The following is a 12902-nucleotide window of genomic DNA, read 5'->3' as shown; positions in this document are numbered from 1 at the left end:
CCACGCGCGAAGAAAAGGCGACCCTGAAGTCGCCTTTTTCATGCTGGCCCCGTACTTACTGGCCGAGCAGGCCGGCGCCCAGTACCGAGCCGAAGGCAAAGCCGATGAATTCCTCAACGGTCATATCGCGGCCGTTCAAGGTCACCTTGTTGTCGGCGTAATGCAGTGAGCTGACCAGGCGATCGCCTTGCAGCTGGAACCAGCCCGCACCGAGTGCCATACCGCTGAACAACTCGGTCGTCAGGTCTGCCTGCTGCTGCAACGCAGCCGGGTCGGCGCTGTACTGCGGCTCGCGCTGAGCGATCAGACTGGCAACATCGCGAACCAGGCCTTTATCAATACCGGCTTCGGCTTTGAGCGACGCCAGCATGCTGATGATCATCGCATCGGGGGTAAAGGCTTCTGCGCTCGGGCCCTGCAGGTCGGCCACCACGGACAGGCGGGCCGCACCGTTAGCGGTCTCGAAGCCGAACTCGTCGAGCGCCACGGTGGGCTTGTGCTCCAGCAATTGCAGGGCGAGCGCCTGCAGCTCCTGCTGCTGAACGTCGGTGATGTTGTCGAGTGCCTCCTGCGGGGTGGCCGCGCTGTCGAGGATCTGCTTGTAACTTTCCACCAGCGCCTTGAGGCTGTCTTCATCCAGGTTGCGCAGGCTAAGGGCGAGCGTCAGGTTGCGGATGAACTGACCGTTGGCCCCCACCTCGCCGACGCGGTAAGCGATCGACTGGTCGAAGCCGTCGCTGCTTCGACTCGACGCTTCTTCAATGGAGGCGTTCTTGATGACCACGGCGGGATTGTCGTCGGTCCGGATTTCCATGCGTTCAAGCGTGATGGCCGAGGGGCCTTGGCCGAACCCCTTGACGTAGTCATGCTTGTCGACGGTCATGCCGATCCCGCTTAGCTTCACCCGCACCGGCTTGCCATCGTCACGGCGTTGCAGGTTCATGTCGATTTCCGGCAGCTGACCTTCCAGGCGCACGGTAGTGGTTTCGTCGGCCACTTCGAAGTTCACGGTGCCGGCCGCAACGCGAACCGTGCCGTCTTCGTTATCAAAATTGAGGGGGGCCGAGCGCAGCGCGCCTTGTTGACTGCCGTCATAGCCGAAGGCGACATCGCCGACCAGCGGGTTTTTACCGGCGGCGGCCTCGAACAGCGCTTCAGTCTGCGCTGACCGCTCGAGGTGGAAATGGCTCTGGGCGGCAACCGGCATCAGCTGTCCGCGGGTCAGGCGCGACACCGGAAAGGGGCCGTGCTCGATGCGGTCTTGCAGCAGCACGGTGAACTGCCGGGGCTCGCCGTCAGTGTCCTGGGTCTCGATGTCGACCTGATAGCGGGCGTTACTGGACAGCAGGCCGCTTTCGAAACTGAGCATTTTGATGGCAACCTCGGCGCCGGCCCCAACGCTCATCTCGCGCAGCTGGATATTGGCTTGCTCGACCGCATCGCGGGCAGTCGATTCAACCTGGGTGCTGGTGTAAAGGGTAGCGGCACCGACGAGAGCCAGCGGTACGGCAACGGCAAGTACGAGTTTTTTCATGGAAACATCCTGTGCGGCGGCTGGGCAGACGTCCTGTCAGCCGGTAGTTGGCAAGCGGCGGCACTCTAACAGCGCACCTGTACAGGCTCCAGCACGCCATGCGGCGCGATGAGCAGGTTGAGAACCTGGGCAAAATACTGCTTGAGCGCCGTAGGGTGGGCTTCAGCCCACCATTGCCCGATAACCATGCTGCGCTGTACGGTTGGCCCTCAGGGCGCGTCCAGCTACCAATCGGTGGGCTAAAGCCCACCCTACAAGTTCATCCACCCCGTTACGCAAGCTGATGCCGCAAACCCACGCCCGTAGGGTGGGCTTCAGCCCACCGTTGCCCGGTAACCATGCAGCGCTGTAGGGTCGGCCCTCTGGGCGCGCCCAGCTACCAATTGGTGGGCTAAAGCCCACCCTACAATTTCATCCACCCCGTTACGCAAGCCGATGCCGTAGACCCACGGCCGTAGGGTGGGCTTCAGCCCACCATTGCCCGGCATGTATCTTTACTCAATCGACAGAAGCGCAACGGCGTTGACATACATCTCGTGAAGGCAAGGAGGCCTCCATGTCCAACTACCGCCGCAGTCTGGTGCCTGGCGGCACATGGTTTTTCACCGTGACCCTGGCCGACCGCCAATCTCGCTTGCTGGTTGAACAAATCACACTGCTCCGACAGGCCTATGGCCTGACCCAGCACTCCCGTCCTTTCCAAACCCTCGCCATCTGCATCCTGCCCGATCACCTGCACGCTATCTGGACACTCCCGAACGACGACGCCGACTTTGCCGCCCGCTGGGGCCTGCTCAAGAGCACCTTCTCTCGACAACTTCCGGCAGTGCCTCGGAACGCGAGCCAAGTCCGTAAGCGAGAGAAAGGCATCTGGCAACGACGCTACTGGGAACATCAAATTCGGAACGAAACGGATTTGCAGCGGCACGTTGATTACATCCACTACAACCCGGTCAAGCACGGCCTGGTAGAACAGGTCGCCGACTGGCCCTATTCGAGTTTCAACCGGTACTTGGAGAAAGGCCTGTTAGCACAGGACTGGGCGGGTAACGCCGGGCACAGCGGCTCGTTCGGTGAGTAGGTATCAGCCAAACCTAGGGCATGCTTGGAACGCCACATGTCCACTTACGGCAGCTACATGGCCGTCAGATCGCTGCGGTGTCGAATAGCCAGTGCACCATGGCCCACACGACAAATAAATCGCCCCGCACCGCTGCCCATTCGAACCCGGCCAACAGGGATCATCGCGCAGCCCCGTTACTCAGAGGGGCTGCGCGCTCGTCTGGATATCGACCTCATTGCCCACGATGGCGATCGCCTGGTGATTGCTGAACGGGCGAAGGTCCAGGGTATCGCGGTACTCGATCAATACCTGCTCGACTGCTTCTTTGAATGGTGGGTTTCCGTAATGCGGCAGCGGGTAGAAATCGATCAATGCGAGCGACGCAAACGAGTCGAGATCGGGCGCGGCGCTGGGGTCATCCAGCCTCTGCAGGTACTCGATGCTGGGCGCCAGCACGGCGGAACCGGCGGACTCGCCGATGTAGCACTTGCCTGCCCTGACCTGCTCCGCGATCAGCTTGTCCGCGCCGGTGCGCTTCAGCTCCTGCAGCAGAAAGAAGGTGTTCCCGCCCGCCACATAGATGTAGTCGTTACGTTCGAGCTTTCCGACGATGTCTTCCCGGCTGGCGGTCGACACCTCGAGTTCATCGATTACCAGGCCCGCTTCAACCAGCGCATCCTTGGCCGCGATCAGGTAGGCATTCACTTCCTCAGCAAGGCTTGCCGTAGGAATCAACGTAACCCGCTTGCCCCTGCACTTACCTCGGGTGAAGGCGACGAACAAATCAGCGACGTCGGCGAACGAAGAGGTCAGGAAAATATTCATAGCAATCTCCGGTAAGCGGGTTGACCAAGCGGACCTGTCCTATCCGGGTTTGGAATCATCTGCGCAAGCATTTGAAAGATGACAGCCGCTTCACTCGCGCGTGCGGTTTATGCATCACCGTTCCAGTAGCGCCTGGACCTGAGCAATCGCCTGCTCTTCCCGGCTGACCCAGTCCCCAGCGATCTCCACGAATGGCTGACGGTGGCGCTCGAGCCAGCTGCGGCAGGCCTCATGGAAACCCAAACGTTGTGCAACCTCAGGTTGGCAGCGCTGGCCGTCGGCGTGCCACTCGGCGCCTTCGGGCGACAGCAACAGATGGTGGTCGTAACGGCGCGCGAGCAGCTCGTCTTCCAGCCATGTCGGGTAGCTGCCGAACAGCGTCTCGCTCCAGAGCATATTGCTCAGCAGGTGCGTGTCGAGGATCAGCAGGCCAGGCGCCCTGCCCCGCGCGGCGTCTTCCCAAGCCAGCTGGCCGCGGGCGATGGCTGGGATGTCGTCCAGGCAGGTCTCGCGCTGCTCGCTGTCGATGAAATGGCGGACGTACTCACCCACCACCACACCACTGAAGCGCTGCTGCAACCGTGCAGCCAGCCAGCTCTTGCCGGTGGATTCGGCTCCCGTCAGTACCAGCACCTTCATAGCATGCTCATCCTCACGCTCCGCATCAATCGACCCCAACGAAGCCACCGGTCTGGTGCTGCCACAGGCGAGCATAAAGGCCGCCGCGCTCGATCAGCTCGGCGTGGGTACCGGTCTCGATCACCCGGCCCTCGTCGATCACCACCAGGCGATCCATGCGCGCGATGGTCGACAGCCGGTGCGCGATGGCGATCACCGTCTTGCCCTCCATCAAGGTATCGAGGCTCTCCTGAATTGCTGCTTCGACTTCCGAATCCAGCGCCGAGGTGGCTTCGTCCAGCACCAGGATGGGCGCGTCCTTGAGCAGCACCCGGGCGATGGCGATGCGCTGGCGCTGCCCGCCGGACAGTTTGACGCCCCGTTCACCGACCTTGGCCTCGAAGCCGTGCCCGCCCAGGCTGTCGTCCAGGGTGGCGATAAAGCCATCCGCGCGAGCCTTGCGCGCTGCCTCCCAGAGCTGTTCATCGGTGGCATCCGGCCTGCCGTAGCGCAGGTTGTCGCGGATCGACCGGTGCAGCAGCGAGGTGTCCTGCGTGACCACGCCGATATTGGCGCGCAGGCTTTCCTGGCTGACCTCGGCGACGTTCTGCCCATCGATCAGGATGCGACCGCTTTCCAGGTCATAAAGGCGCAGCAGCAGATTGACCAGTGTCGATTTGCCCGCGCCCGACGGCCCGACCAGGCCGATTTTCTCCCCAGGACGGATATCGATGCTCAGCCCGCTGATCACGCCACCCTTTTTGCCGTAGTGGAAATGCACGTCCTCGAAGCGCACACCGCCCTGCTCTACCTCCAGCGGCTTGGCGTCTTCGCGGTCGACCACGTGACGCGGCTGGACGATGGTCTGCATGCCGTCCTGCACGGTGCCGACGTTCTCGAAAATGCCGTTGACCACCCACATGATCCACTCGGACATGTTGTTGATGCGGATCACCAGGCCCAGCGCCAGGGCGATGGCGCCGGTGCTGATCAGCGCCTCGCTCCACAGCCACAGCGCCAGCGCGCCGGTGCCGACGATCAAGAGGCCGTTCATGCAGGTAATCAGGAAATCCAGGCTGGTGATGATGCGCGACTGCAGGCGGAACTTGCCGAGCAGCTCCTGCATGGCCTCGCGGGCGTAGCCTTCTTCTTCCTTGGAGTGCGCGAACAGCTTGAGCGTGGCGACGTTGCTGTAGCCGTCTACGACGCGGCCCATCACCTTAGAGCGCGCCGCTGAGGCAGCAGCCGAGCGGGCCCGGATGCGCGGCACGAAGTACCAGAGGGCGGCCGTGTAGCCAATGATCCACAGCACCAGCGGCACGATCAGGCGCAGATCGGCGGCGGCGAACAGGTACAGCGCACTGCCGGCGTAGACCACCACATGCCACAACGCGTCGATCACCTGCATGGCCGAATCGCGCAGCGACGGGCCGGTCTGCATCACGCGCTGGGCGATGCGCCCGGCGAAATCATTCTGGAAGAAATTCAGGCTTTGCTTGAGCACGTAGCGGTGGTTCTGCCAGCGCACCAGATTGGTCAGCCCAGGATTGATCGCCTGATGGGTCAGCAGGTTGTGCAGGCCGAATACCAGCGGCCGGATGATCAGCGCCACCACCGCCATCCACAGCAGCGTGTTGCGGTGTTCGGTGAAGAAGGTCCGTGCGTCATCGGTTGTCTGGGCCATGTCGATCAACTGGCCGAGAAAGCTGAACAGTGCCACTTCGATCAACGCCCCGAAAAAGCCGATCACCAGCACGGCGACCATCAACGGCCAGACCTGCTTCAGGTAGTGGGCATAGAACTGCAGCATGCCGGCGGGCGGCTCCACGTCCGGGCTGGGCTTGAAGACATCGATCAGGTTTTCGAAACGGCTGAACAACATGGGGCAAGGTCTGCTGTTGGCGAATGGGCGGGGTTGTTGCTGACAGGGGCGATGCCGATCTTTGAGAGCGGCAACCGGGGTCTACCTGGACGTGGGTCGAGGCGCTCTGAAACGCGGGTTTTGCTGATGCAGCGTAGCAGTATCCGAAGTGCCTGGCGGCACCCTGGTCGGAAATGAGCCTCGTGCCGAAAGTAGACAGGCCTGCCAATTTACGCGTGCAAGAAGAGCTTAAAGTGCGCCAGCCAGGCTGGGACTAGTTGGGCCTGTTCATCAGGTCTATGACACCGGGGCCGCTGGCCCTTATCCGTAGGGTGGGCTAAAAGCCCACCCTACATCGTTAACTGTCTGCGGGCGCCGCGTGTTCATGAACCGCCGCCCTCGCCTGCCGCCATTCGCGCAGGCCCATCACCGCCAGCAACGTGAACAACCCATACAGCCCTGCGGTGAGCCAGTATTCCTGAAAGACAAAGAAGGCCACATAGAGCGTGTCCACCACGATCCACAGCACCCAGCACTGCCAGCGCTTGAGCGCCATCCACAGCTGCGCCAGTAGGCTAAAGGCCGTGAGCGTTGCATCTGGCCAGGGATATGCCGCTTCGGTAGCGGTCGCCATCAGCACACCCAGCCCGACACTCCCCAGCACCGCGACAACAAGCCCAACGCCTACCTCCAGGGCCGTCGCGCCCACCACCGGCCGACCGCCTTCACTGCCGCTGCCCCGCGTCCACTGCCACCACCCGTAAACCTGCATGGCCGCAAACACCCCGTTGAGCAGCACCTGCGAATACAACCGCACCTCGAAAAAGAACCAGGCGTAGAGCGACACCATCACCAACCCGATGGGCCAGCACAGCGGGTTCTGGCGGACGGTGAGCCAAACGGAAAGCACACCGAGTGCGGAGGCGATGATTTCGAGGGTGGTCATGGGGTGGAGGTCAGAAGCGGCTACGGGGCGGGCATGATACGGCAAGCATGCGGAACGGTTCGAAGCGCACCGGGTGAGTGGGAATGGCTGGGCTATTCAGTTCAGGTTCACAAATCTTGGTCAGCCACGCACGTACTCGTAGGGTGGGCTTCAGCCCACCGTCAAACCCCACCCATCCGGAGGGCTAAAGCCCACCCTACGTTTACTGCCTTCGCCGGCGGGTGACTGCCCCCCTTTTTCAGTAATCTGTTCTTCGTTGTCATGTGCGAGCCCTAGCTCTACCGAAAACCCCGAACTGGAATCATTGATGATCGAGGACACCGCAAACAACCCAGGTACCACCGGCCTCATTCTCTCGGGTGGCGGTGCGCGAGCGGCGTATCAGGTTGGCGTGCTGTCGGCGATTGCCGATCTGCTGCCCGATTCCTCAGGCAATCCGTTCCCGGTGATCGTCGGCACCTCGGCGGGCGCGATCAATGCCGTCAGCCTGGCGTGCGGCGCGCTGCATTTTCGCGAGGCGGTGCGGCGGCTGAGTACCATTTGGGGCAGTTTTCATACTGATCAGGTGTACCGCAGTGACTGGCCGGGCGTATTGCACCAGGCCAGCCGCTTCCTCGGCCACAGCGTGCTCGGGTTCGGCAAGCAGGTGCCCGTTGCGCTGCTCGACAGCTCGCCGCTGGCCAGGCTGCTCGAGCGCGAGCTGGATTTTTCCGGCATCGCCGCAGCAATACGCCATCGGCAATTACGCGCGGTGGCTGTGACGGCATTCGGCTACGAGTCGGCCCAGGCGGTGACCTTCTACCAAGGGCGTGCAGCCATCGACCCATGGTTTCGCCATCGTCGGGTGGGTGTACCGACCCGCCTGGCAATACCCCATTTGCTGGCTAGCACTGCCATTCCGCTGATCTTCGAGCCGATAAAGATCAACCGGGAGTATTTTGGTGATGGCGCGGTACGCCAGACCGCACCGATCAGCCCCGCCTTGCACCTGGGCGCCACGCGGGTGCTGGTGGTCGGGGTGAGCGGCAATCCGGAGGGTAACCAGGCCGAGACGACTCCAACACCGAGGCCGGCTGGCGCCATCCCGAGCCTGGCGCAAATGTCCGGGCACATGCTCAACAGTACCTTCATCGACAACGTCGAGAGTGATATCGAGCTGCTGGAGCGCCTAAATCTACTGGGGAAACTGGTGCCTATCGAACAGCGCAAGCGCGCCTACGGCCTGACGCCCGTCGAGGTGCTGGTGATTTCCCCAAGCCAGCCGCTGGACAAGATCGCTGCCCGCCATCGGCGAGAGCTGCCTGCGGCCCTGAGACTGTTCCTGCGCGGCCCCGGCGGCACGCGAGAAGGCGGTGGTGGGCTGTTGAGTTACCTGTTGTTCGAACCCGGCTACTGCAGCGAGCTGATCGAACTGGGTTACCAGGATGCCATGGCCAAGAAGGCGGAGCTCAGGGCATTTCTAGGGCTTGAGTGGCCAGAGCACGCGTAGCCTGCTGTTTTCGCTAAGCGCTTGTACAGCGCATGCAGCGGTGGGCGATGGATCCCGCGTGGGCAAGCAAAGCGTTGTCCACCCTACGCCACTCCACCCGTCTGCTCCGCCGAAGCCCGGGCGCCGCGTAGGGTGGAAAACGGCGGAGCCTTTTCCACGCGCCGGGGCCAGGACGCATCATTGCAAGCGCATGGAGCCGTCGAGAGCGCTCGTACGATTGCGAGCATGAGTTCGATTGATCCCATAACCGTCGACCAACCTCTTGCGGATGATGCCAAGCCCTATCGGATGTAAAGTTACCTTGACTCCCCTGCTAGCCAGCCCTAATGTAAAGCGTACTTTCCATTCAGAGGTCACGCGCCATGGGCAAAAAGCGATTTCTAGTTCACTTCTGGCTTGCAATGGCCGTCTATGCAGGCGCCGTGATAGCCAGCTCCCTCCTCCTTGCCCAAGTTCAGGATGGCACTCTGCGCATTGCCTCAGCGCTGCTTCCGGTATTGCCGATGATAGCCGTGGCGACCTTGGTTATCCGCCATATCCGGCACCTCGACGAGCTGGCCCGGAAAATCCATCTGGAGGGCTTGGCAGTCGCATTCGTCGGCACGGCGTTGATCACCTTCAGCTACGGTTTTCTGGAGACCGCGGGCTTTCCGCGTCTGTCGATGTTCCTGGTCTGGAGCCTGATGGGCCCGCTTTGGGCAATCGGTGCCTTCTTCGCCCACAGGCGCTACCGGTGATCAATCATGTGCGTGAGCGGCGCACTGAGCGTGGCTGGTCTCAGGCTGACTTAGGCGCGAAACTGGGTGTCTCGCGACAAACGATCAACGCCATCGAGACCGGCCGATACGACCCCAGCCTACCGCTGGCCTTCAAGATCGCCCGGCTGTTCGAGTCGAGCATCGAGGCGCTGTTTCAGCCTCCAGAGGAATAAGGGGCAATCCAAGGGACGTAAGCGCGCATGCCAACAAGCCTCCAATCGCCGGGTATGCTTCAGCCTTGCATTCTCATATCGCCGACCGATGAACAGACTCAGCACTGAAGGCGACTGGCTTGAGCGCGCCGCGCCATCGACCAAGATGGAGCGCATCGAGGCCTATTTTCGCGGGCACGGCTATACGCCCCACCGGCACGACACCTACGCCATCGGCCGTACGCTGGCGGGCGTGCAGAGCTTTCACTATCGGCAATCGATGCGGCATAGCCTGCCCGGCGGCACCATCGTGCTGCACCCGGACGAGATCCATGATGGCGAGGCAGGCACCAATGCCGGCTTTCGCTACCGGATCCTCTATATCGAACCGTCGTTGATTCAGGACGTACTGGGCGGCGAGCCGTTGCCCTTCATAGTAGGCGGCTTGTCCCACGACCCTCGGCTGCTAGCTGCCACCTCTCGCCTGCTTCACAGCCTCGACACGGCACTCGACCCGCTCGAAGAGGACGACGCGATTTACGACCTGGCGCAGGCGCTGAAGGTCGCCGGCGGCAAACCGCATGGCCGTAAAGCGGTTGATTACGTGGCGGCCGAGCGGGCCCGTACCTTTATCCATGACGCGCTGGACCAGAGCATCACGCTGGATGATCTGGTGCAGGCCAGTGGACGCGACCGCTGGAGCCTGTCGCGCGACTTCCGTGCGTTGTATGGCACCAGCCCCTATCGCTACATCACCCAGCGGCGCCTGGCCGAGGCGCGCTATCGGTTACTGGCTGGCCAGTCGCTAACCGATGCGGCGCTTGAGAGCGGCTTCTTTGATCAAAGCCACATGACCCGCCTGTTCACCCAAGCCTTCGGTATATCGCCGGCACGCTGGTTGAGGATGCTGACAAGCCGTTAGCCGCTGCGTGCCGGGCTTGCACGATCATGCAATACCGCGCGCTGGAGCGCCGCTAACGTATGGCTCAACCGTAACGAACAGCGAGCCTCGCATGACCACGCACCCAACGCCCTCCCCTTATCTAGCCATCAACTTCGCCGAAAAATTTGCGCTGTTTCATGACCAGTGGGCGCAAAAGGTCGTCGCCGAAATGAACGACTACCAGTTCAAACTCGCTCGGCTGGAGGGCGAGTTCATCTGGCATACCCATTCCGATACCGACGAAACCTTCATCGTGCTGGAGGGCGAGCTGGTCATCTATTTTCGAGACGGAGAGGTCACCGTGCGCGCCGGCGAGATGTATGTGGTGAAGAAGGGAATCGAGCACAAGCCCCATGCTCCAAAGGAGATAAAGCTGCTATTGATCGAGCCGCGGGGCGTTTTGAATACCGGCGATGAGACGAATGAGCGAACGGCTGTGAATGATGTTTGGATTTGATTGAGAGAGACCCGCAAGCGGAGGGGACAGATCAATAGGCCTGCCCCTTTATCCGCCGCTAGCCCTTTGGAATCGTTTCCGGACGCAGATGGGGCAGCATGTGCGCCACGTAATCGGCCTTGCCGAGATTGATCCCCTGGCTACGCAATATCGAATACGCGGTCATGACGTGGAAATAGAACTGACCCAGCGTCCAGTCACGGGCGTATTGCTCCACGGTCAGGTCGAAAACCATCCCGTTTGGAAGTTCGTGGGCGATGGGCATATCTGCCTTCGCATCCAGCGCATCGGCTGCGAGGCCGTTTAGCAACGCCACCGTCTCATCGATCCGGGCGTAAGCATCTGCGAGCGATCCGGGTTGTCTGACAGCCTGACGCCCCTCATTCAACAGCTCGTTGATGGCAGGCGGAAACGGCTCCCCTCTCAGCCGACACACGGCTTCTCGCGCCTGCACACAGGCAAAACGAACCTGCGTCGACAGCGGGTACATGTCGGGCGCCAAACGTGCGGATAACAGTGCTTGTGCCTCTGCTTCCGGTAGCTGGGCCTGCGCCTTCTTTAACCAGCCTGAGAGGGTTTTGAGCATTTGGGTATAAGTTGGGATGAGCAGTGTCGTTAGCTGCATGGCTTCACACCTTGTGGGATTGAGCGGCTACGTCGAAGAAAGTGACAGGGTGTTATGAAGCTAACTAACTGAAAGGTAAATAACCGTTCGCTTTTCCCTACTGCGAGTTATCAGCCCAAGAGACGGTGACCCGCGTCTTTCAAAACCTGCACGGCATTTTCGAGATTCATCGACTTGACCAGTATGTAGTCGGTATCGAACGTGCTCACCGCGAAAATGCCGATAGCGGCAGCCGCGAGGGGGTCAAGCAAGGAGGCCAGGACACCCGTCTGATCAAAGGCGAACGGTCCCTGCACCTTGATTGCGCGCCAATCGCTATCCACTCGGGCTAAACCGGTTGCGGCACCCTCAGCGCAGACAATCGAAAGCTCATCATCCGTCCGGGTGATCGACATAAAACCCGGCGATGCCAAAACCGCGTTCGGCAGGTCAGCATCCCGCTCCAACTGTGCAATCACGAAGCTTTGGGGGAGGACAGAAAAGGAGTGGTTCATGTCATGTCACCTTGTGAGTAAGCGAGCGGGCCGCGACGGTAAGACCTAGGCGACCCGGCAAATAACGGCAGGAGATAAATCGGTCCCTTTACCCAGGCGTCACCATCAGACAGTAGCGCGAGGACAAGCGAAGCGTTGTCCACCCTACGCCACCACCCTCGCCTGCTCCGCCGGGCCTCGGCATCACGTAGGGTGGAAAACGGCGGAGCCTTTTCCACGCGTTTCGTCCAGGCTACCTCGCTCTTGTGGTCAATGCACTCTTCTAAAAGTCGCCCGCAGACTCCCGCTAGAAGAACAAATTTGGAGATTCATGGCTGTGCGGCATTCCAGTAATGCACCAGTGCTCACCAGCGGGTCCCGACTGAATATCCAGCCGGAGATATATGAGCGGTTCTTTAATTTCGCGGAATCTTTCTTCAAGTTCTAACCAAGATTTCATGCTGGTCCGTATAACGCTGAGCGAAGCGGCGGCGGCAACCCATCCGCGTTATGCGCCTTGTTATCTGCTTTCCACTATTACATAAGGACACGCAACAAAATTTCGCGCATCATCAACGTGCCACATCACTCTGGCCAAACACATAACTGGAATACCGACATTTCCCTTTAATGCTGGGGAGGCACCAAAAATCTTAGAGAAGCCCGCAGAAAAATAACTGGGGTCAGCGAGGAAAGCAGTACGTTGAGAGTTATGAATTAACTGATAGAACTCATAGCCAGGCTCTCTCTTCTCCGAATCTCGCCACTCGCCGAGAGTGAGGTCCCCTTTCATCCAAGCGATGCGCGTTCCTTTGTAGTTCTCAAAAGCGCCAAAATCATCGTAGTTATCGAGTATGCCAGGCCAGAGTGCATGTAGCATCTGACGAGACGTTATTGAGTAGGATCTGGATTCTTGAGTGCTTAAGCCTGCTGTGGCAAAAAAGGCTTTCAACCCAGCGGAAGCACCCTCTTGTTTAGTGATCTTTTCATGAGGATTCGCCCCAACTAACTCCTCATACTTTCTGGAAACGAACTCCAAGTCTAAATAAACGAGATTATCATCATTCAACTCCATGGAATGCTCCAGTCATGCAGCTAACGTTTGGTTAAGGGGCGGGCTTTAGCCCGTCCCAGTGGGCGAAGCGAACGATTTGAACC

The 12902-nt window shown here is 60.5% G+C and carries 14 protein-coding genes; 6 read left to right on the top strand and 8 right to left on the bottom strand.

The genetic code is table 11. The features are described from left to right. Window positions 1-55: 55 nt before the first annotated feature. The gene (locus tag ACIGHL_RS08570; protein WP_128119769.1) at window positions 56-1534 is read right to left on the bottom strand and encodes a YdgA family protein; all 1479 of its coding nucleotides are present in this window, start codon (window positions 1532-1534) and stop codon (window positions 56-58) included. Between the two features lie 556 nt (window positions 1535-2090). On the opposite strand from ACIGHL_RS08570, the gene ACIGHL_RS08565 reads away from it, so the two are divergent. Then, a complete protein-coding gene (locus tag ACIGHL_RS08565) occupies window positions 2091-2615 on the top strand; it encodes an REP-associated tyrosine transposase (protein WP_128119770.1) in 525 nt (174 codons plus the stop codon). Window positions 2616-2795: 180 nt separating this feature from the next. On the opposite strand, the gene ACIGHL_RS08560 is transcribed toward ACIGHL_RS08565, so the two are convergent. The 4 genes from ACIGHL_RS08560 to pnuC form a co-directional block, all read right to left on the bottom strand. Next, on the bottom strand, window positions 2796-3422 hold the full coding sequence (locus ACIGHL_RS08560; RefSeq protein WP_128119771.1) for a Type 1 glutamine amidotransferase-like domain-containing protein: 627 nt from the start codon (window positions 3420-3422) through the stop codon (window positions 2796-2798). Window positions 3423-3536: 114 nt separating this feature from the next. Continuing rightward, window positions 3537-4061 carry an AAA family ATPase gene (locus ACIGHL_RS08555; protein ID WP_128119772.1) on the bottom strand — a complete coding sequence of 175 codons (525 nt, stop codon included), beginning with the start codon at window positions 4059-4061 and terminating at the stop codon, window positions 3537-3539. Between the two features lie 25 nt (window positions 4062-4086). Then, window positions 4087-5922 (bottom strand): ABC transporter ATP-binding protein, encoded by a 1836-nt coding sequence (locus ACIGHL_RS08550; protein ID WP_128119773.1) that lies wholly within the window; start codon window positions 5920-5922, stop codon window positions 4087-4089. Window positions 5923-6259: 337 nt separating this feature from the next. Then, window positions 6260-6847 (bottom strand): nicotinamide riboside transporter PnuC, encoded by a 588-nt coding sequence (gene pnuC, locus ACIGHL_RS08545; RefSeq protein ID WP_128119774.1) that lies wholly within the window; start codon window positions 6845-6847, stop codon window positions 6260-6262. Between the two features lie 307 nt (window positions 6848-7154). Between pnuC and ACIGHL_RS08540 the strand changes: the two genes are divergently transcribed. The 5 genes from ACIGHL_RS08540 to ACIGHL_RS08520 all read left to right on the top strand — a co-directional run bounded on the left by ACIGHL_RS08540 (window position 7155) and on the right by ACIGHL_RS08520 (window position 10646). Further along, window positions 7155-8336, top strand: coding sequence for a patatin-like phospholipase family protein (locus ACIGHL_RS08540; RefSeq protein ID WP_128119775.1), 1182 nt, complete (start codon window positions 7155-7157; stop codon window positions 8334-8336). A 362-nt stretch (window positions 8337-8698) separates the two neighbouring features. Next, complete coding sequence (locus tag ACIGHL_RS08535) at window positions 8699-9073, top strand: hypothetical protein (protein WP_128119776.1); 375 nt, start codon at window positions 8699-8701, stop codon at window positions 9071-9073. Further along, complete coding sequence (locus ACIGHL_RS08530; protein ID WP_128119777.1) at window positions 9070-9267, top strand: helix-turn-helix transcriptional regulator; 198 nt, start codon at window positions 9070-9072, stop codon at window positions 9265-9267. Before ACIGHL_RS08535 ends, ACIGHL_RS08530 begins: the two co-directional genes overlap by 4 nt. An 88-nt stretch (window positions 9268-9355) precedes the next feature. Further along, window positions 9356-10168: an AraC family transcriptional regulator gene (locus tag ACIGHL_RS08525; protein WP_128119778.1), complete on the top strand. Its 813-nt coding sequence runs from the start codon at window positions 9356-9358 to the stop codon at window positions 10166-10168. A 91-nt stretch (window positions 10169-10259) separates the two neighbouring features. Continuing rightward, window positions 10260-10646, top strand: a complete 387-nt coding sequence (locus tag ACIGHL_RS08520) for a cupin domain-containing protein (RefSeq protein ID WP_128119779.1) — start codon at window positions 10260-10262, stop codon at window positions 10644-10646. A gap of 58 nt (window positions 10647-10704) precedes the next feature. Here the strand turns inward: ACIGHL_RS08520 and ACIGHL_RS08515 are convergent, their stop codons facing one another. From ACIGHL_RS08515 to ACIGHL_RS08505, 3 genes are all read right to left on the bottom strand, one after another. Then, on the bottom strand, window positions 10705-11271 hold the full coding sequence (locus ACIGHL_RS08515; RefSeq protein ID WP_128119780.1) for a DUF1993 domain-containing protein: 567 nt from the start codon (window positions 11269-11271) through the stop codon (window positions 10705-10707). A 110-nt stretch (window positions 11272-11381) separates the two neighbouring features. Continuing rightward, window positions 11382-11765 carry an ACT domain-containing protein gene (locus ACIGHL_RS08510; RefSeq protein WP_128119781.1) on the bottom strand — a complete coding sequence of 128 codons (384 nt, stop codon included), beginning with the start codon at window positions 11763-11765 and terminating at the stop codon, window positions 11382-11384. 499 nt (window positions 11766-12264) lie between these two features. Beyond that, a complete protein-coding gene (locus ACIGHL_RS08505; protein ID WP_206606860.1) occupies window positions 12265-12819 on the bottom strand; it encodes a hypothetical protein in 555 nt (184 codons plus the stop codon). Window positions 12820-12902 lie beyond the last annotated feature (83 nt).

Origin of the sequence: Pseudomonas sp. NPDC077451 (assembly GCF_044543345.1) — a bacterium.
In the GTDB taxonomy this organism is placed as follows: domain Bacteria; phylum Pseudomonadota; class Gammaproteobacteria; order Pseudomonadales; family Pseudomonadaceae; genus Stutzerimonas.
Note: the sequence above shows the minus strand (reverse complement) of the source record. Positions and strands in the feature narration are given on the sequence as shown.